The organism is Streptomyces sp. DSM 41931, from assembly GCF_050271085.1.
Lineage (GTDB): Bacteria > Actinomycetota > Actinomycetes > Streptomycetales > Streptomycetaceae > Streptomyces > Streptomyces albogriseolus.
The window spans coordinates 4,020,923-4,038,420 of sequence record NZ_CP189902.1 but is presented as its reverse complement, the minus strand read 5'-3'; the positions used below and the strand labels follow the sequence as shown (position 1 = coordinate 4,038,420).

Sequence of the window (17,498 nt, the reverse complement as noted above, 5' to 3'; positions counted from 1 at the left end):
TACGACGTCAGCCGACCTCGTTCTCCGCGATCGCCTGCCCCCGCACCACCACGTCGCCGCCGTAGAACATCCCGGTGAACACGGGCGAGTAGGTGAGCTGGACCTCGACCTCGACCGCGTCGACCGTCGCCGTCACGCAGTGGGTGGCGGCGATGTCCGGGCCGGACATGTCCATCTCGCGGGCGAAGGCCTTCACCCGGGCGTCGCAGTTCTGGAAGTTGATGGGTGCGGGGCCGCCCTCGTTGTCGTAGAGGGCCTCGCGGTCGATGTCTTGGGCGGCGTAACGGGCCGCCTGTTCCGCGATGTCCGCCGCGCGCTCCCGCTTGGAGATCGACATGCCGCCGTCGATGACGAAGGCCGCCAGGGAGAGGAAGACCAGCGCGAAGATGATGACCGCGCCGGCGCCCGAGCCGCGGTCGTCCAGCCGCCGGGCGCGGTCCGCGCACCAGGCCCGGACGCGTGCGCGCGGGCCGGGCCGGCATGCGGACGCGCGCGGGCACGGCTCGGGTACGCGGGCGCCCAGCACCGGCTCGGATACACCTGCTCTCACGCCGTCCTCCGGTACGGGTCGAGCGGCGAGCTGAAGCTCGCGGTGAGCGTCGTCGGGATGTCCAGGCCCAGCATGGCGAGGCCCCGCACCTCACAGCTCACCTGGACGCTGAAGAGGGTGTCCGGCTCGAAGCCCTGGCTGGTCTGGACGACGGTCACCGGACCCGAGCAGACGTCCTGGAGGTTCGCCTCCGCCGCCGCCCGCGCCTCGGCCATCGCCGTGGCGTGGTCCTTCTGGATCGACCCCGCACGGGCCGCGTCCCGCGCCGCGCCGTCCAACGCGCCGCGCCCGTCGACCAGTTGCCCGAAGGCCACCAGGACGAGGATGAACAGGATCATCACCGGCGCGAGGATGACGACCTCGACGGTGGACAGACCCCGGTCTGCGGTGTCCTGCCACGTCGCGCGCAGACGCAGGAGGGAACGGCGCATCAGTTCTCCCCCTCCTGCACGAACCGCTCCACCGGCCCCATCGACTGCGCGTGCACCGTCAGGTCCAGCCCCGGGAACACCGTCGGGATACGCGCGGTGATCTCCACGCCTACCGTGTTCTGTTCCGGCTGGAGCATCTTCACGTCCGGGGCGATGACCAACTGCGGTCCCAGTTGCCGGATGTAGCTGTCCACCACGTCCCGCGCCTCGCCCCGCCAGCCGCCCGGCTCGGCGTCCGCCGTGGCCCGCGCCTTGCGCGCGCCCGCCTGCGCCGCCGCCTGGGCGACGTGATCGGCGAAGAAGTACAGCGCGAACTGCACCGTCGCGAAGATCATGAAGAACAGGACGGGCGTGAGGAACACGAACTCGATCGCGGTCATGCCGGAATCGCCGCGGGTGGAGGCGGCCTCCACCCGTCGGCGTACCCAGCTGCGTACGCGCACCGGCATCCCCGTTGACGTCGAGAAGGAACGTGCGGTCAGCAGGTCTTGCCCGCGTCCGCGCCCTTGATGCAGTCGCCGACCTTGTTGGCGCCCTCGCTGAGCGCGGCGTTGATGATCGCAGCCACCACGCCGACGATGGCCACGACGACGGCCGAGATGATGACCCACTCGACCGCGGAGGCGCCGCGGTCCAGCTCGCCGGAGCGCGCCCGCTCGACGCGTGCCCGCATGAAGGTGACCAGGAAGTCGACGGCGGGGATGCCGGTGTGGAAGGTACGTCCGTTCATGACGCGTTGTCCTCTCGAATTCGGTTCACGGAAGTTCTGACGTACGGCGCGCGGTCCGCGGTTCGCGGCTCGCCGGTCCGGTAGCTCACACCTGGAACACCCGCATCGCCGCCGGGAAGATCAGGAACACCAGGAACCCCGCGCACAGCAGCAGCTGCGCCACGAGCATCGACTGGGACTTCTCACCCGCGCTGCCCTCGATCTCGGCGAGTTCGCGGTGGCGCATGGTCTCGGCGCGCGAGGCGAGGGACTCCCGTACCTTCGCGCCGTCGTCCGCGACGAGGGCCAGCGAGGCGGAGAGGTCCTTCAGCTCCTCCACGCCCAGCTCCTCCCCGAGCTGGCCGAGCGCCTGCCACTGGCTGACGCCGGTGATCCGGGCGTCGGCGAGGGCGTTGCGGATCCGCTGCGTGGCCCAGCCGTCGGACACCTCGGCCGCCGCCATCAGCGCCTCGGGCAGACCCCGGCCGCCGGCCAGGCTCATCGACACCAGGTCCAGGTACGCGCCGATCACCCGGCGCAGGTCGCGCCGCTTCTCGGCGGCGTCCCGGCGCACCTCCAGGTCGGGCAGCACGAAGAACAGCACCGCGCACAGCAGCGCCAGCCACACCGGGATGACCGGGCTGCTGCCGAAGCCGAGCTGCCACACGATGGCGAACAGGAACGGCCCGAAGAACAGACCGGCCACCGCCAGCAGCACCTTCGTCGCCAGGAACTTCTCCCAGCTGCGCTCCAGGACGGCCAGGTCGGCGCGGAGCGACCGCTGCTCCCAGCCCTGCTGCCGGTAGAACTCGGCGACCCTCTCGCCCACTTGGGCACGCGCCGAGGCGAAGCGGCCGGACGGCTCCCGGTCCGTGGACCGCGCCGACTCGTACGCCGTGCCGCGGGCCCGCATCGCGTCGATCCGGGCGACCTGGGAGAGCGCGCTGCGCTTGGTCGGCATCAGCGCGCGGACCAGGACGTAGACGCCCAGTCCGACGACCGCGCCGACGACCACCGGCATCGTCAGTCCGTCGTTCACCGGCGTACCCCCTCTTCCGGCTGGAACGGCGACGCCTGCGCGGGCGCGGCGCCCGGGGTACGGGGACGCACCAGGCGCACCGACGACTCGTCGCGCACCAGGAAGCGTTCGGGCGTCTCGATGGTGGACAGCTTGCGCAGCCACCAGAAGCCCAGCGCGAACAGCCCGCACACGCAGGCCAGGACGACCTGGCCGACGGCCGTGCCGTACGGCTCGACGAAGTCCCGGTTGAAGATGGACAGTCCGAGTACGAACGCGATCGACACGGCGACCACGATCTGCACCGACCGTCGGGTGGACGCACGCTGCGCCATGACGCGCTGCCGCATGTCGACCTCCTCGCGCGCCGACTTGGCGAGCGCGCCGAGCACCTGCCGCAGACCGGGGCCGCGCAGGCGGGCGTTGAGGATGAGGGCGGCGACGATGATGTCGGCGGAGGCGTCGTCGATCTCGTCGGCGAGGTGCTGGAGCGCCTCGGGCAGCGGGGTGCGGGCGCGCAGCCGGTCGACGAGCGCGTCGAGGTGCGGGCGCAGCACGGGCGCCGCGGCCCGCGCCGACGCCGGGATGGCCTGCTCCAGGCCGACCGCGCCGGCGATGGTGTCGCGCAGCGACTCCGTCCACGAGGCGAGCGCTTCCACGCGCCGCATCGCGGCCCGCTCCTCGGAGGCCCCGCCGAAGAGGCGGTCCCAGAAGAAGACGAGCACGGCGGAGGCAACGCCGGCGACGACCCAGCGGGTCATCAGCAGCACGGCGAGTCCGACGAGCGCGGCGAGCGAACCGCGCCGCCCGGCGAACCGGATCAGCTCGTTCGCCCGCTCGCTCGCCTTCTGCTTCTCGTGCTCGGGCTTCGCGGGCAGTCCGCGTACGGCGACGAGGAACAGGGCGAGACCGCCGCCGACGGCGACACCGCAGGCGAGCGCGTACAGCACGGTGGTGGAGAACAGTCCGCCCATCGTGCCGACCGAGCCGAGCGCGGCCAGGTCGGTGGTGGCGGGGGTGGTGAGCGGACCGGTGGTCAGCGGATCGGTGGTCATCGGCTCACCCCCACGTTCCGCTGGGCCGGTAGCCGTGGGCCATCAGATCCTCCAGGCAGGCTATGGGGGCGTGCGGGACGACCCGGCCGTCGGACGCCTCGGCGAAGACCTCGCTGGACAGCACCCGCCCGTCGACGCCGTTGACCTCGCGCACGGACGTCACACTGCGCTGGAGGCGGCCGCCGCTCTGGAAGCCGTTGCGCCGCTGGATGAAGACGACGAAGTTCACCGCGCCGGCGATGAGCATCTGGCTCGCCTCGATCGGCAGCCGCTCGTTGGCCTGGAGGGCGTAGGTGGAGATGCGGTTGAACACCTCGCTGGAGCTGTTGGCGTGGATCGTGGACAGTGAGCCGTCGTTGCCCTGGGACATCGCGTTCAGCATGGTCACGATCTCGTCGCCGAGCACCTCGCCGACGATGACCCGGGAGGGGTTCATACGCAGCGACCGGCGCACCAGCTCCGCCATCGAAATGGCACCCTGCCCCTCCGAGTTGGGCAGCCGCTCCTCGAACGCCACCACGTTGGGGTGAAGGTCGGGGAAGGTGTCGAGGCCCAGCTCCAGCGCGCGCTCGACGGTGATGAGGCGCTCGTGCGGCGGGATCTCGTTGGCGAGGGCGCGCAGCAGCGTCGTCTTACCGGCGTTGGTGGCGCCCGCGATCATGATGTTCTTGCGGGCGCGGACCGCGCAGGCCAGGAAGTGCCCCAGCTCGGGCGTCAGCGTGCCGTTGCCGACCAGGTCGGAGATGAACACCTTGCCCATGCGGGCCCGGCGGATGGACAGCGCGGGCCGGCGGGCCACGTCCATGACGGCCGACAGCCGGGAGCCGTCCGGCAGCCGCAGGTCGAGCTGCGGGTTGGCGGAGTCGAAGGGCCGGGACGACAGACCGGAGTAGGCGCCCAGCACCTGGATCAGCTCGATGAGCTCCTCGTCGGTCTCGGCGACGGGCTCGCCGCGCACCTCGCGCCCGTCGGCGTAGCCGACGAACACCTGGTCGCAGCCGTTGATGTCGATGTTCTCGACCTCGGGGTCGTCGAGCAGCGGCTGGAGCCGGCCCACCCCGAACAGCGCCGCGTGCACGGCGGCCGCGTACTGCTCCTCGGTCTCCGCGTCCAGCGGCGTACGGCCCGCGTTGATCTCGGAGCGGGCGTACTCCTCGAGGATCTGGGCTATGACCGCGCGGGCGTACTGCCGTTCGTCCTCGGTGGACATCGGCGTGACGCCGCTGACCTGGTCGAGGCGGCGCTGCTCCGCGATCCGGTCACCGGCCTCCTGACGGAACCGCTTGACCAGGGAGTGGTCGACAGCGGTCATCGCCCGGCTCCGTGACCCTGCGGCGGCCGGGCGGCGTGCGCCTGCTGGGCGGCCTGGGTCTGCGCGGCCCAGGCGGCGCCGTACTGCTGGTACACGTCGGCCGTGACCTTGCGGGCCGAGCGGATCAGCAGCGACTTGTCCAGGCGGCCGCGGCGGCGCCCGGCGAGCTGCTCGGCGCCGGCCGGGTCGTCGGCGAGGGTGCCGACCACGCGGGCGCCGGTCTGGGCGTGCACGAGCATGTCGTTGACCTGGCCGGCCAGCTTGGCCGCGTTGCCCGGGTCGGCGACCAGGACGACGCCGATGACCGGGCTGTTCAGGGTGGCGGCGCCGCGCGACCCGCCGTGCAGCTTGCCGGCCAGCGCGGCCGCCCGGTCCCGCACGCGGGCCAGCGCCTCGGGCTCGGTGCGCGAGATCAGCAGGACGAGGGAGGCGTGCGGGAACAGCTCGGCGGCCGGGGTGTCGCCGCTGATGCGGCCGCAGTCGGCGATGACGTCGGCGGGCGCGTTGGGCGAGTCGGCGAGGGAGGCGAAGGCGTGGCCGAGTGTGGGCCACAACCCGGCGAGTCCGGCGGCCTGTTCGGCGATGCCGAGCCCGACGAGCACTTCGAGTCCGCCACTCAACGGCTGTACGTGGTCCCAGAGTTGGTCGGGCACGAGGCCGCGCCGCGCGGTGGCGGCGATGGACAGCATGCCGGTGTTGGGGTTGAGCGGGCCGCCGTGCGCGGCCGCGCTGCGGTACACGAGGTCACCGCCCGCCGGGTCGGTCTCGGCGAGCAGCACGCGGCGCGGCCAGACCGCCGCGAGGGCGACGGCCGCGGTGGTGACGCCGGGGGAACCCTTGTCGGCGGCGAGGGCGATGAGGGCCATGGGTCGGGTGCCGCCTTCTAGGTGCCAGGGACGAGGACGAGCGCCACCTCGCCGTTGGAGGAGGCCTGGGTGAGCGCCGCGGCCTGCGCGTCGTCGACGAGCAGCGTCACGGGAAGGTTGGTGCTGCCGACGAGGTCGTCGCCCTTCCTGTCCTGGACGTAGCTGACGACCGCCTTGTCCACGATCACGGAGTCACCGCCGGCGGAGCCGGAGGAGCCGGCCGAACCGCCGTCGCCTTCGTCGCCCGACCCGGACCGCGAGGTCCCGCCGACGCGGTAAGCGGCTACGGCGGCACCGGACTTGAGTCCGGCCGGGTACTGCCCCTCCTTCAGGGACAGGCCGACGAGGGCCTTGCCCTCGGGCACCTTGGCCTCCTCGCCGAACATCTCGCCGACGGCGACCACGCCGCGGGGGATGGTCGTGACGGCCTTCAGCTTCTTCAGGGCGTCGAGCTGCGACCACTGGACGTAGTGGATGCCCGGGTCCTCGGCGACCATCACCGACGTGGTGTTGCTGTCGTTGACCGCCTGCCCGGCCGGGATCTCCTCGGTGATCTTGACGACCTCGATCCGGTCACCGGCCTGCAGCACGAGCATGGTGGCGCCGAGCGCGCCCACCAGGATCAGCAGCACGGCCAGCGCGGCGAGGGCGGGCTTGCGCTCGCGGGGAGGAGTGGGAAGCCGGTCACCGACCGACGGCCCGGCCGGTACCGCGGAACGACCCGCGCCCGCCCCCGTACGCTCCTGGATCTTCACGCAGCCGCTCCCCGTACACCCAAGATGATGTCTGCCAAGTTCCTTGCAGTAGCGGACACTTCACCCGCGTCGGCTTGCGCGCAGACATGCGGTGCATGCAGGACGCGCCGGTCGTACCCGTCCGACCTGGGTGGATAACCAACGCCAGGGTGAGTGTCAAGCGATCGCACCGTATCAGCCGCACATAAGCCCCTCAAGGTGAGCCTTGCCTCGGGATCTCCCGCTCTGACACCGTTACCCACCAGCAACTCGATCCGTTGACAATCTCGTCAGCCGCTGACCCGAGCCTCAGGTCACACCCTATGCGTGAGCGAACCGACGGACGGGCCAACTGCTCACCTGCGTCGCCCGATTCATCACACGTCACCCATGATGCCCGCACAGTTCATGCACGAGGACTCCGGCAACGCATGCCATGATCTCCGCTCGGGTCCGTGACGGGACGTACGGGGTCACCAGAGACCCAGGGGTGACGGAAGCGCATAGGGGGCCGGTTCACGCCGTCCACAGAACTCGATCGACATCAAGGAGCCCCCCATGAAGCGAGCCGCCATGCCCGCAGCCGGTGGTGACGGCATAGAACGCGATACCGGGTGAGGGACGAATGGCCACGGCAAGGTCAGGCCCCAGGCCGACCGAAGCACATGTCAAGCGCGTCAAGGCGCTGCGGATCACTGCGGGCACGGTTGCCGGGGTCGCATCACTGGCGCTCGCCCTGGCGCTGACGCTGACGCCTGGATCCCTCGGCCTGCCTTCGTCACCGGCCCTCTACGAGAAGGTCCGGGCCGAGGACCGCGCAGGCGAAGGCGTCATCGTCGCGTGGGCGCTGCTGGCCATCCCCGTCGGCGGCCTGCTGCAGACCCCGGTGGCACGGCTGCGCGGAGGGCGGATCGGAGCGGGCTGGGCCCTGTTGACCGGCTACTGGCTGTACGTCCTGCTCGTGGCGGTCGCCGCCTGGCAGGTGCAGGGCCTCTTCCCGCCGCCCGACGGGCCCGGCAAGAGCGGCGGACTGTTCGGCGCGCTGACCGCACTGGCACTCGCGACTCCCGTGTGCGCGGCCTGCTCGGGAGCGGTGTTTCGGATGGTGCCCGGCGAGCACGGTGACACCCTGGGCGGCCAGATCCGCGGCCACCTCGCAACGGTGGCGCTGCTCGCGTGGTGCTTCAACGGCACCTTCATCTCCATGCTGACCGGCAAGAACTTCGCCTTCCCCCGCTCCGGGTCCTTCGCGATGTTCTTCCCGGGCGGCCTCTTGTGGGGTTTCCACGCGGGCGCCGCATTGGGCATGCTGATCGGCGCCCGCCTCCAGCGAGCCCCCGAGGCCCGCGCCGTGACCATGGCCGTCGCCGCCTCGCTGGCCCGCACGGCGGCCGTCCTCCTGCTCTGTTGCCTGTGCGTGGCTCAACTGGGCTGGATCCTGCCGACGTGGGCGGTGGCGTTGAGCGCCTGCCCGGTGCTCATCGCCCTGTTCACGCTGGGGTCGCGAAACGAACGGCTCGGTCGCTGGACGGAGTTCCACACGCTGGAGCTGCCGAAGGGCGGCTTCGACCGGTGATCCGACGTGTCACGAGCGCGCGTCCCGGCCGGTCATCGGACCGGACACCAAAGCCGGACCGGCAAGGTATGTGCCGCGCATCGATCGCGACACACCTGCTCCCGCCGGCCCCCGGCACGCCAGGGATGTGCTGCCCCCGGAATCCGACGCGCCGACGGATGCAGAACGTCTTGACCGGCATGCTCGCCGGCCGACCTCACCGCCCGCCGTACTGCCGGTCCCACGCGCTCTGCCGCACGCTGCCCCAGGTGCCCATGAGCACAGCCATCAGGAACAGGGCCATGAGCATCCCCCCATACGAGTCGCTGCTCCGGTCCTCCGTCGGGCCGGCGACGCCTTCCGGGTCATACCGCACCCTTAGCTCGTCGCCCTTCCACACCGCGTCCCTGCAGCCGTCGCCCTCCGAGAGGGAGGGGGAGATCGCACGGCCGTCAGTCGTGCGCAGGTCGCAGTGATTGGTCCCGGAATCATCCTTGCTCACGACCACGGCGTCGACCCACTCACCCCGATCCGCAAGGGCGGTGTGATCACCAGCGGCATGCCCGAACACGCCCAGGGCCACCCCGGCGATCACAGGAAAGACGAGCTGCCATGCCATCTTGCGTTCCCTACGCGGTACCTTGCGCAGCCCCAGCATGGGCACCAGCACCGTTGCCAGCGGGAGTACCGCGGCGGCGAGGATCAATCCCACGCCCCGCACCGGAGCCGGCAAGGGCACGACGGGCCCTAGCCAGGCAAGTCCCAGCGAACCGCCGGCGCACACCAGGTTGAACAACAGCCATCGGATCAGGTCCACCCGCTGCCCAGTGTCCTTCCCCACTCGGATTGCCCGGACGGCGGCTCCGGACACGTTCTCAGTCACTCAGTCCTCCCTTCCTGGCCCGCCGCGGTCCTGCATCCCGTTGGCTTCTTGAACTCACACGCCTTCACCACGGCTCGCTGCGGATGCGAACCATACCGGCGAGCGACGCGAAACTGCCGTCGGCGGTGGTGAACGTGCAGACGGCGATGCCGGGATGACACACAGGGCTCAGGCACCGTCACGGCGCTCCTGGCCCCCTTCGCATCCTCATCAGGCACGAACAGGCCGGACCGTTGAGTGGCATGGCACACACACCACACTCCCAAGGGCGCCTCTACCGACGTGACCCGCGTACCTCGTAGATACGTTGACCCAGATGAGGACCCATCACATCTGTGCGCCGCGACCGCACCTCTCGTAGGCCCCTTCGCCCTGGCGAAACCGGAAACCATCCCGATACCGTCTCTGCTCTGGACTGCACTTCTGTCTCACGGGGAGTCACTGTGAAGCGCCGCATCTTGCCCACCGCCGCCGCGTTCGCCACCGCGGCGGCCCTGCTGCTCACGGCCTGTGGGGGCGGGGACGACAGCTCCGCCGACAGCGACCAGATCGCCGGCGCCGGCCAGGAGTCCGCACAGCCGAACAAGTCGGCGGAGCCTGCCGCGCCTCAGCAGGACAAGCCTGACGGCGTGGACGTGTCGCTGCCCGCGGACATGAACCTGGTCTTCGACTGGGACAAGCCGGAGGACAAGAACGAGGCGGCGGCGATGGACGACGCCGCCAACTTCTTCCGTGCTATCTACCGCGGGGTTGACAAGCGCTCCGCCAAGGAAGCGGCCGTCACCACCTACTCCACAGGCGCTGGACTGCACTACGCACAGACGCAGGTCAACGCCTGGATCGACGGCGGTTGGACGGCCACCGGCACGCTGCGTCATTACAACGCCACCACACGGTCGGCCGGAAACGGCACGTCAGTGGAGGTGGCCTTCTGCGCCGATTCCGGCAAGTTCTTCGGCAAGGAAGTGAAGACGGGGAAGGTCCTCACGACCGAACCCAGCATCGATGACTTCGACTACTACAAGATCATCATGATTAAGCTGCCCACGTCCGAGTCCCTCTGGCAGGCGTCGAAGGTCTTCGTCGAAACGAAGGCGGCGAGGTGCCAGTGACGGAAAAGCGTCGTGCGCTCGCCGGGGTCACTGCTCTCACACTGGCACTCAGCGCCATAGCCTTCACCGAGGCGGCATACGCAGCGAAACCTGTCGGCTCCGACAAGGGAGCAACTACCGAGCAGTCCGCCGGTAGCAACAGCAACGGCATCTATGCTGCCGCCCGCATCACATACTCCGGCTCCGTGGCCCCGAACGGCCGCTCCGGCAACGTGACGTCGGCCGACGTCAACTGGACCCCACCGCCCTGCTGGTACGCCCCCTATCTCGGTGCCAAGGACTTCAAGAAGAAAATGTCCCAGGACATCGAGAGCCAGATGGGCGCCCCCGGCATGGGCGGTCACGCCGGCGCGGCCCTGAGCGAGCTGAAGCGCCATTACGAGGACGAGTACGGCTGGACCGACACCCCCGGTTACAAGGACTACAACGTCGACAAGGACGGCGAGGGCATGTTCTGGGCCGCCGTCGAGAATCCCAACGAACCCGACCTCCTCAAGCGCAGTTCCTGCAACGACCTCCCCTTCTGGGTCGACAACGGCGAAGCCCCGCCTCCCCAGTACGAGCAGGCCATCACCCCCGAGATCCTCGCCGCCCTGGCCTACCAGCACATGCAACTGCCCGACACCGAGGTGAGCCTCGCACCGGAGCAGACCACCAAGGTCAACCTGCCCACCTGGGCATGGCTCGACAAAGCCGTGTTCGACGTGGTGCAGGCGACGGCAGCCATCGACGTGCCGGGCTTCAACCTCCAAGCCACGACGACGGCACGGCCCGTGTCCCTGACCCTCGAACCCGGGACCGACGACGCCGTGACCTACCCGGCCTCCGGCGAGTGCCTGATCAACAACGACGATTCGATCGGCGAGCCATACGCGAGAGGCAAGGCGGACCGCACCCCGCCCTGCGGCATCACGTACCTCCGCTCATCAGGCAACGGAACCTACAACCTCCAGGCCACCATCACCTGGGACATCTCCTGGACCGGCACCGGCGGCGCGGGCGGCGACCTCCCCGACGGAACCTTCGGCAACGGCCAAGCCGTCACCGTCCAGGAGATCCAGTCCGTCAACCGCTGACAGCGCACCGGTCACGGCTCCGCCCGCGCGTCGGGCGGAGCCGTACGGTGTCACGGGTCATGCCGACGACCGGCGCGGAGAACGACAGGGTGAGGTAACCCGTCCCGCCCGACAGGACCACGAGTTCCTCCTCCACAAGCCCACCCAGTCGGTGCACGGCGTCCTCATCTTCCGTCGCGTCGACCGGAATCGCGGAAGTTCTCCGGCATGGGCCAGCACACCTTGATGTCACCGGAACCGTATTCTGCGGAGTGAGTTGTCACGAGGAGCCCTCCCGCTCGGGAATGGGGCGGTCAGGGGCCTCGGGAAAGAACTTTCGAGACGTCGCATACATGCCGTAGTAGGGGTACAGGCGCGGAATATCGGCACCGCCATGACGTGCAATACCGACGATCTTTCGGTAGAGACGGGCTCTGCAGCGCGTGTTCCGTATGACCGGGTCGAGCAGACTGGCACGCCGGGCCAGATAGGCACCGACGGCCACACCGCAGATGATCAGCGCGTCGGCGACGATGAAGGCAATCTGAAACCGACGTGATTTCTCGGACGCCACCAGGTCCCAGAATGGCCAGGAACCACCCCCGAGAGTAAGGAGAGGTATAACGAACAGGCAACCCAGCACGCCGGCCTTCTCCGTGTCCTCGCGGCGCTGGAACAACATCCAGTGCACGGCCCTGTCATCAAGAAAATCGAAGCGGACCTCCCGACCGTATTTCTCCGCTGCTCTCTTGGCCTCGGGAACGGAAGCGATGACAGCGGACGGGACCATGTCGTGGGCCGTTCCCTGATCATCGACGAACTTGCCGAATTCCAGTGCGTGGTAGTCACCCATGGATCAATATCCATACGCGGCAGGGGCCAAGGCGGCATGGAACGCCGCCGACGACGGGCTGGGAAGGGGCTGCGGCCCGACGGGTAGGGCACGTGGAAGCTCCTGGCTGGACAGTTGATCTCGACCATCACCCGTCCACCAGGAGCCGTCGTCACACCACCCAGTGCAGGGAACCGGCGATGGCCTCGCACAGGCGCAGCATCGGACCGGACATGCCGACGACCGGCGCGGAGAACGACAGGGTGAGGTAACCCGTCCCACCCGGCAGGACCACATGGAGATCCAGGGACGTGGGTCCCACGACCCGGACGGCCCGGCCCGCCGGAAGGTCGACCACCCCGACCTCGCGCCCCGCACCGTCCTCGCCCTCCCGTACCTCGATCCACGCCGCGAACGCCTCAGGATCGGCCGGCATCGCGCCCGGCGGCATGAGGGAGACGAGCAGAGAGGCCGGGAGACCGCCGTTGCGCGAGAGCGTCAGGAGGTAGAACTCCATGGCGCCCCGCGCCCGCCCCGCCTCCGCGGTGTTGCGCAGGGTGGCCCACACGTTCCGCGTCAGCTCGGCCGGCACCTGCCGGCCGTCCGCCTGCTTCTCCACGAAGGTCTTCAGCTGACGACGCCAGCGGTCCTGCGTCAGGTCGACGCGGAACCACTCCCGCGGAACGAGCAGCCGGTAGTCCCGGGCACCGGCCGTCACCGGCGCGGCGCCGCTCTCGGACGACTCGCTCACCCCGGCATCACCAAGGGCCCCCCGGAGTCGTCGAAGAGGCGGACGCTCTTCACGATGCCGGCGAACATGGCGGAGAAGACGTCCCACCCCTCGACCGTGGGCGTCCCCATCTCCAGCACCAGCACGGTGCCGTTGCTCAGCGGGATCTGCACCTGGATGAACGACGTCCAGATCGGCTCGTCCTGACCCGACTGCGTCAGGACGCCGTCGACGTTCGAGGCACGGTTGCCGACGCACGTCACCGCCGGACCGCACGGCAGCTGCACCTCGTCGACCTGACCCAGCCCGAGGTGCCGCATCGTGGTCGCGAGGAACCCGGCCGGATTCCGGCCGGCCCGCTCGTCGAGGTCCATGAGGCTGACGTTCACCGTCGCCGTGCAGCGGACCCCGTCGACCTCCGTGTTGACGAAGCCGGCGTACTGCACACCGGCCTCGATGAACTCGTCGTAGTGCGCCGCGCACATCGCGGCGTACTGCAACTGCACCTCCTCGTCGGCGCCGGGCAGCGCCTGCTTGGCCAGAGCGACCAGCTGGTCCGCCAGCTCGTCCAGGTCGTCCGCCTCGAAGGGAAGCTCGAAGAACCCCTCGGGCATGATCCAGCGGACCTCTATGCCGTCGCTCCCGGTGAGCGCGCGCTGCGCCGCCTCAGCCGTTTCCGTGGTCATCTGCACCCTTGCTTCGGGACTGTTCACGGTCGTCCACCTCGGGACGGAACGTCGCGGCGAACGGGTAGGGCCCGTAGTGCGGATAGTGGGCCGGGATCTCCGCCCCTCCGCGCCGGGCGATGTGCGCGATCTCGCGGTACTTCGCCGCGCGGGCCCGCAGATTCTGCCGGACCGGGTCACCCCAGTGCCTCATCGCGCTACGTACGAAGAAGAAGATCTGCGTCACTACGACGGCTGCCGCGACCGCCAGATAGGCGTTGCGGGAGGCGGCGGTCTCCCAGTACCGCGCGACGCCGCCCCAGTAGACGACGGCTCCGAAGCCGACGAGCGCCAGCGGCACTCCGTGCTTGAAGCCCGCGTTGAACATCTCCTCCTCGTCGGCATGCCGGCGGTGCAGCAGCTCGAGGACCGCCTCGTCGTCGAGGAAGTCGAACCGGAGCTCTCGTCCCGCTTCCTCGGCGGCCTGTTTCGCCTTCGGCACGCCGGCGATCACCGAGCCGTCGACCAGCGTGACGGTGTCCCCGCCGCGTCGGCCGATGAACTGCCTCGGTCCTGGTTCCTGTTCATCGTGCGTCATGACATGTGCTTTCCGTTGCTGGGGCCACGCTCAGGCGGCCAGGGCCGCGTTGAACGCCTTCGGCGAGACGCTCGGGGCGGGGCGAGGGCTGGGGCGGGGCGAGGGCGACGGCGTGGGGGTCGGCGCGGTGGCCTTGGGGGGCTCCTGGTAGCCGGTCCGACCGCCGTTCTCACCGCTGAGCATGCGGTTCAAGGCGCTCGCGAGACCTGCTCCCTTGATGACAGCCGTGATCTTCTTGCCGTCGATCGCCGCAGCCCGAGCCGTCCTTCCCAGGACCTTGTTGGTCAGCTTGACTGCGACCCCGTTCAGGAAGTTGTGTCCGACGCCGTCCAGCGCCCGCACGCCGCTGAACCTGAACTTCGTCAATCCCTTGACGCCCTTGAGGGCTCTGAACCCCTTCAGAGCTCCCAGGCCGGGAAGCACTCCCAACGCGTCGGCGCCCAGCTTCAACCAGTCCACCTTCCCGCCGCGCACCGTCATGTCGTACGCGTGACCGGCAAGGGCCGCCGCGCTCGCCACCACGGCCAGGGTCGCGAAGATGGGCACCAGGAACTGGAGTGGCGGAACGAACGCGCAAATGACCGCAAGGACGGACAGAACTGCCGAGATGTTCGAGAGCATGTCGGCCCAGTCCGCCAGGAAGTTCATGAATCCGCCGGGATCCCGGACCGCATCGTGATGCACGACGTTCCTGATATGACGAGCGGCCTTGTCCCCGGCGTCGTCATAGATCTCCCTGGCGTCCTTCACCGCCTTGCGGGCGCCCCCGATGCGGCGCAGCGCCTCGGCCCGCTTCTTGACCCACCGCTCGTACTCCTCTTTCTCCGCGGCGGGGATCTCGAGCACCGTCGGGTATTTCTCGGTGAACTTCTTGACCTCACCGTCCGCGAGGTCGTGGTCGGCCTTCGCCTCCCGGTAGTCGGCGAGGGCCTTGTCCGCCTTGCGCTGCGCCCGCCGCATCTCGCTGGCGAACTGCTCCGAGCTTCCTTCGCTGACCTCTTCACCGACGGCCTTCGCCGCTTCGTCGTAGCGCTCGAAGGACTTCTTCAGCTTGTCGGCCGTACCGCCGGCGAGGTCGTGGAAGCCCTTGCCCGCCTCGCTGTCCCAGCCCTCGACGGAGGCCAGCGCCTTGATGACCCGGGACTGTTCGTCGATCATGTCGGCCATCTTGCGGAGCCTGCGGCCCAGTTCGGCGACCTCCTCAGGGTCGCCAGGCGTGGGGTCGTCGTGCCACAGCGGCGGCCAGTCGGCGTCTGTCCTGCTCACTTCTTCCCCTTGCTCTGCGCCTTGGCGTCCCGTATCGCCTTGGCCAGCTCGCGGTCGATGTCGTCGTACGCCTTGGCCGCGGTCCGGGTGAACTCCGACAGCTGCTCAAGCTCCTTCATGAGCTTTTTGCGCGTCTTCTTCCAGGTGTCCCCGAAGTCGGAGAACGCGTCCTTGAGGCCGCCGTGGCCTATCGCGCCGCCGTACTCGTCCGCAGGGTTTCCGTGCTTCTCGAACTCGCCGTGAATTTTCGCCAGGTCACGTGAACATTGTTTGATGGCGGCAAGGTCCGCCTTTATGTGATCCCCCATGTTTCCATTCCTTTCTCACCTGTACGCACACGCTGCACGATTCCACAAGGGCGAGCGCGACCGTCCGCTCACTCCATCGTCCCGACTCTGCACAGGAGATACTCTCAGTAGACCGATCTGGTTCGGCATCGGCAAGGAGATCGTTGGCATGGCACGCAGGAGCAAACAGGGCGGAATCACGGAACGCCTCGGCATCCACTCCGAAGCAGGCGAATGGTGCTGGATCGGAAAAATCCCGCAGCCTCCGGCCGATGTTCTGCACGCCGCGGGTAACCCACCGCTCCGCCCGGCCCGCCGACCGCCGTTGGCCATGATCGGTACGGTACTAGGCGCCCCTTTCCTCCCACTCCTCCTTCTCCTGAGCCTTCTGGCCCGAGCACAGGAGGCGGTGGAGCGTTCCCTCGACTCGAAGGAGGAGAAGGAACGCCACCGGGCGAAGAAGCAGGACGAGAAACGCATGGACGCGGCTGTGGAACAGCGCGGACTGGACAACGTCTTCGACGGCGACTGGAACGGCGCCGCCGGCCAGTTCCTCCTGCGCTGGTACCGCCACTCGACCCACCACGAGCGCCTGCTGTTCGCTGGCCCGGACGGGATCGTCTTCGCGGCCCCGCCCAAGCGCGTCAGCTCAGGACGCGACAAGCACGCCCAGGTCGTCGCCCGGCTGTCCCCCGACGAGGCCACGCTGGAAGATCCCTTCTCCGGTGAGTTCGAGACCCGGATACTACTGATCCGCTTCCACGACGGCTCCTGGCTGCGCGTGGACACGGAGGAGTCCCGCAGCGAACTCCACATGTACGCGCTCCGACGCCCGTCCCCCGGCGCATCCTGAGGCAACGCCGACGCCCGTCCGAGGTGTCATTAATACCTCAGGCCCAGGACCACGCGCCCGTCCTCGTCCTCCGACGGGTCGTCATGGTCAGGGCGGTCAATAGCGTCCTGGCCGAGACGGGGCGGATGATGACCAAGATGCCGCGGCAGGGCCGGGCCGGCGGCGAGGATTGACCATGGACTTGAACTCAGCGCAACGCATCACCCAGGCCGAAGCCGCCCGCACGGGACTGGGGACCGGCCCCAACCGGCGGCTCAGGCTCACCCTGCTCATCGGGATGCCGATGGTCTTCCTGGTGTTCGGAATCATGATCCTCGTGCCGAAATCCCTGAGATACGGGGTGCTTTACGTCTATGAGGCCGGGATCATCGGCTGTCTCCTCCACTATGCGTGGGTCTTCGCGAAGTACCCCCGGCACGCCTACCGTCCGCCCTACCTCACCCGAGATCTCGCCATGGGCGGTGGCTTCTACCTGCCCTCCTTGATGCTCGGCTTCTGGCCGGGCATGATCGCCGCCCCGGCATGGGCACTCTTCGTAGGCATCACCTATGCGGTGGAAGTGACGCGGGAGCGCAATGACCACCGCTGAGCGCCGCCGGTCCCCGGACGGCCTCAACCTGGTCCTGGCCACCCTCGCCTCCGTGACTTCCGGTGCCGAGACGCGGGAGCTTGACGGCATCGCGGCCCTGCGCTCGGAGCGAGACGTACCCGCTGACGCGGACAAGGGCGTCGATGTCGCCCACCGCCGGGTTGAGTACTTCGTCCCGGTCCCGGACAGTGACCCCGACCAGTACCTGTCCTTCTCCTTCAGCGCCCTGATCGCGCCCGGCTCGGATCCCGCCTTCTACGACACCCTCGTGGAACTGTTCGACGCCGTGATGGGAACCTTCCGCTGGGCTTACGCCTGACAGGTCCCGCCCGCGACCCACGTCCCCGACGAAAGAGACCTTTCATGTCCGAAGGCACCCTGTGGAGCGCCGACCTCGG

The 17,498-nt window shown here is 69.1% G+C and carries 22 protein-coding genes; 6 read left to right on the top strand and 16 right to left on the bottom strand.

Annotated elements, in window-relative coordinates; translation table 11 throughout:
* Positions 1–7 precede the first annotated feature (7 nt).
* From ACP7TJ_RS18855 to ACP7TJ_RS18815, 9 genes are all read right to left on the bottom strand, one after another.
* Positions 8–424 carry a Tad domain-containing protein gene (locus ACP7TJ_RS18855; RefSeq protein WP_093765494.1) on the bottom strand — a complete coding sequence of 139 codons (417 nt, stop codon included), beginning with the start codon at positions 422–424 and terminating at the stop codon, positions 8–10.
* Between the two features lie 122 nt (positions 425–546).
* Complete coding sequence (locus ACP7TJ_RS18850) at positions 547–981, bottom strand: TadE/TadG family type IV pilus assembly protein (protein WP_093765389.1); 435 nt, start codon at positions 979–981, stop codon at positions 547–549.
* A complete protein-coding gene (locus tag ACP7TJ_RS18845; RefSeq protein ID WP_093765388.1) occupies positions 981–1,430 on the bottom strand; it encodes a TadE family protein in 450 nt (149 codons plus the stop codon). The genes ACP7TJ_RS18850 and ACP7TJ_RS18845 overlap by 1 nt, the downstream gene beginning before the upstream one ends.
* Positions 1,431–1,459: 29 nt before the next feature.
* Positions 1,460–1,711, bottom strand: a complete 252-nt coding sequence (locus ACP7TJ_RS18840; protein ID WP_006133157.1) for a hypothetical protein — start codon at positions 1,709–1,711, stop codon at positions 1,460–1,462.
* An 85-nt stretch (positions 1,712–1,796) separates the two neighbouring features.
* Positions 1,797–2,711, bottom strand: a complete 915-nt coding sequence (locus tag ACP7TJ_RS18835) for a type II secretion system F family protein (protein ID WP_093765493.1) — start codon at positions 2,709–2,711, stop codon at positions 1,797–1,799.
* Positions 2,712–2,725: 14 nt separating this feature from the next.
* The gene (locus ACP7TJ_RS18830; RefSeq protein ID WP_093765492.1) at positions 2,726–3,763 is read right to left on the bottom strand and encodes a type II secretion system F family protein; all 1,038 of its coding nucleotides are present in this window, start codon (positions 3,761–3,763) and stop codon (positions 2,726–2,728) included.
* Positions 3,764–3,767: 4 nt separating this feature from the next.
* Positions 3,768–5,075 (bottom strand): CpaF family protein, encoded by a 1,308-nt coding sequence (locus ACP7TJ_RS18825; RefSeq protein WP_093765387.1) that lies wholly within the window; start codon positions 5,073–5,075, stop codon positions 3,768–3,770.
* On the bottom strand, positions 5,072–5,941 hold the full coding sequence (locus ACP7TJ_RS18820) for a hypothetical protein (protein ID WP_093765386.1): 870 nt from the start codon (positions 5,939–5,941) through the stop codon (positions 5,072–5,074). The genes ACP7TJ_RS18825 and ACP7TJ_RS18820 overlap by 4 nt, the downstream gene beginning before the upstream one ends.
* Positions 5,942–5,958: 17 nt before the next feature.
* Entirely contained in the window at positions 5,959–6,696 is a 738-nt protein-coding gene (locus tag ACP7TJ_RS18815; RefSeq protein ID WP_266399743.1) for a hypothetical protein, read from the bottom strand.
* A 604-nt stretch (positions 6,697–7,300) separates the two neighbouring features.
* Here ACP7TJ_RS18815 and ACP7TJ_RS18810 point away from each other — a divergent pair.
* On the top strand, positions 7,301–8,251 hold the full coding sequence (locus ACP7TJ_RS18810; protein ID WP_427764041.1) for a hypothetical protein: 951 nt from the start codon (positions 7,301–7,303) through the stop codon (positions 8,249–8,251).
* Positions 8,252–8,447: 196 nt separating this feature from the next.
* On the opposite strand, the gene ACP7TJ_RS18805 is transcribed toward ACP7TJ_RS18810, so the two are convergent.
* Positions 8,448–9,113, bottom strand: coding sequence for a hypothetical protein (locus tag ACP7TJ_RS18805; RefSeq protein ID WP_380873636.1), 666 nt, complete (start codon positions 9,111–9,113; stop codon positions 8,448–8,450).
* 443 nt (positions 9,114–9,556) lie between these two features.
* Between ACP7TJ_RS18805 and ACP7TJ_RS18800 the strand changes: the two genes are divergently transcribed.
* Together ACP7TJ_RS18800 and ACP7TJ_RS18795 are read left to right on the top strand one after the other, a co-directional pair.
* Positions 9,557–10,225, top strand: coding sequence for a hypothetical protein (locus ACP7TJ_RS18800; RefSeq protein WP_391633967.1), 669 nt, complete (start codon positions 9,557–9,559; stop codon positions 10,223–10,225).
* Complete coding sequence (locus tag ACP7TJ_RS18795) at positions 10,222–11,301, top strand: hypothetical protein (protein WP_427764037.1); 1,080 nt, start codon at positions 10,222–10,224, stop codon at positions 11,299–11,301. The genes ACP7TJ_RS18800 and ACP7TJ_RS18795 overlap by 4 nt, the downstream gene beginning before the upstream one ends.
* 259 nt (positions 11,302–11,560) lie before the next feature.
* Here ACP7TJ_RS18795 and ACP7TJ_RS18790 read toward each other — a convergent pair whose 3' ends face one another.
* The 6 genes from ACP7TJ_RS18790 to ACP7TJ_RS18765 form a co-directional block, all read right to left on the bottom strand.
* A complete protein-coding gene (locus ACP7TJ_RS18790; RefSeq protein WP_425822956.1) occupies positions 11,561–12,133 on the bottom strand; it encodes a hypothetical protein in 573 nt (190 codons plus the stop codon).
* A 151-nt stretch (positions 12,134–12,284) separates the two neighbouring features.
* Positions 12,285–12,863 (bottom strand): hypothetical protein, encoded by a 579-nt coding sequence (locus tag ACP7TJ_RS18785; protein ID WP_427764034.1) that lies wholly within the window; start codon positions 12,861–12,863, stop codon positions 12,285–12,287.
* Positions 12,860–13,528, bottom strand: a complete 669-nt coding sequence (locus ACP7TJ_RS18780; RefSeq protein WP_093765490.1) for a hypothetical protein — start codon at positions 13,526–13,528, stop codon at positions 12,860–12,862. Before ACP7TJ_RS18780 ends, ACP7TJ_RS18785 begins: the two co-directional genes overlap by 4 nt.
* Positions 13,509–14,105 carry a hypothetical protein gene (locus ACP7TJ_RS18775; protein WP_427764031.1) on the bottom strand — a complete coding sequence of 199 codons (597 nt, stop codon included), beginning with the start codon at positions 14,103–14,105 and terminating at the stop codon, positions 13,509–13,511. The genes ACP7TJ_RS18780 and ACP7TJ_RS18775 overlap by 20 nt, the downstream gene beginning before the upstream one ends.
* Positions 14,106–14,135: 30 nt before the next feature.
* Positions 14,136–15,371 carry a putative T7SS-secreted protein gene (locus ACP7TJ_RS18770; RefSeq protein ID WP_193458717.1) on the bottom strand — a complete coding sequence of 412 codons (1,236 nt, stop codon included), beginning with the start codon at positions 15,369–15,371 and terminating at the stop codon, positions 14,136–14,138.
* Entirely contained in the window at positions 15,368–15,679 is a 312-nt protein-coding gene (locus ACP7TJ_RS18765; protein WP_167745075.1) for a WXG100 family type VII secretion target, read from the bottom strand. Before ACP7TJ_RS18765 ends, ACP7TJ_RS18770 begins: the two co-directional genes overlap by 4 nt.
* A gap of 388 nt (positions 15,680–16,067) precedes the next feature.
* Here ACP7TJ_RS18765 and ACP7TJ_RS18760 point away from each other — a divergent pair, with 388 nt between their 5' ends.
* From ACP7TJ_RS18760 to ACP7TJ_RS18750, 3 genes are all read left to right on the top strand, one after another.
* Positions 16,068–16,511 (top strand): hypothetical protein, encoded by a 444-nt coding sequence (locus tag ACP7TJ_RS18760; RefSeq protein WP_387619456.1) that lies wholly within the window; start codon positions 16,068–16,070, stop codon positions 16,509–16,511.
* A 175-nt stretch (positions 16,512–16,686) separates the two neighbouring features.
* Positions 16,687–17,100, top strand: coding sequence for a hypothetical protein (locus ACP7TJ_RS18755; protein ID WP_427764026.1), 414 nt, complete (start codon positions 16,687–16,689; stop codon positions 17,098–17,100).
* A complete protein-coding gene (locus ACP7TJ_RS18750) occupies positions 17,087–17,419 on the top strand; it encodes a hypothetical protein (RefSeq protein ID WP_427764023.1) in 333 nt (110 codons plus the stop codon). The genes ACP7TJ_RS18755 and ACP7TJ_RS18750 overlap by 14 nt, the downstream gene beginning before the upstream one ends.
* Positions 17,420–17,498: the final 79 nt, after the last annotated feature.

Bases quoted from the DNA above. Each gene is read 5' to 3' on its own strand.
- ACP7TJ_RS18835 (WP_093765493.1), bottom strand. From the start codon at position 2,711: ATGCCGGTGGTCGTCGGCGCGGTCGTCGGACTGGGCGTCTACGTCCTG.
- ACP7TJ_RS18780 (WP_093765490.1), bottom strand. From the start codon at position 13,528: ATGACCACGGAAACGGCTGAGGCGGCGCAGCGCGCGCTCACCGGGAGC.
- ACP7TJ_RS18810 (WP_427764041.1), top strand. From the start codon at position 7,301: ATGGCCACGGCAAGGTCAGGCCCCAGGCCGACCGAAGCACATGTCAAG.
- ACP7TJ_RS18840 (WP_006133157.1), bottom strand. From the start codon at position 1,711: ATGAACGGACGTACCTTCCACACCGGCATCCCCGCCGTCGACTTCCTG.
- ACP7TJ_RS18850 (WP_093765389.1), bottom strand. From the start codon at position 981: ATGCGCCGTTCCCTCCTGCGTCTGCGCGCGACGTGGCAGGACACCGCA.
- ACP7TJ_RS18790 (WP_425822956.1), bottom strand. From the start codon at position 12,133: ATGGGTGACTACCACGCACTGGAATTCGGCAAGTTCGTCGATGATCAG.
- ACP7TJ_RS18775 (WP_427764031.1), bottom strand. From the start codon at position 14,105: ATGACGCACGATGAACAGGAACCAGGACCGAGGCAGTTCATCGGCCGA.
- ACP7TJ_RS18830 (WP_093765492.1), bottom strand. From the start codon at position 3,763: ATGACCACCGATCCGCTGACCACCGGTCCGCTCACCACCCCCGCCACC.
- ACP7TJ_RS18820 (WP_093765386.1), bottom strand. From the start codon at position 5,941: ATGGCCCTCATCGCCCTCGCCGCCGACAAGGGTTCCCCCGGCGTCACC.
- ACP7TJ_RS18755 (WP_427764026.1), top strand. From the start codon at position 16,687: ATGGACTTGAACTCAGCGCAACGCATCACCCAGGCCGAAGCCGCCCGC.
- ACP7TJ_RS18765 (WP_167745075.1), bottom strand. From the start codon at position 15,679: ATGGGGGATCACATAAAGGCGGACCTTGCCGCCATCAAACAATGTTCA.
- ACP7TJ_RS18825 (WP_093765387.1), bottom strand. From the start codon at position 5,075: ATGACCGCTGTCGACCACTCCCTGGTCAAGCGGTTCCGTCAGGAGGCC.
- ACP7TJ_RS18750 (WP_427764023.1), top strand. From the start codon at position 17,087: ATGACCACCGCTGAGCGCCGCCGGTCCCCGGACGGCCTCAACCTGGTC.
- ACP7TJ_RS18845 (WP_093765388.1), bottom strand. From the start codon at position 1,430: ATGCCGGTGCGCGTACGCAGCTGGGTACGCCGACGGGTGGAGGCCGCC.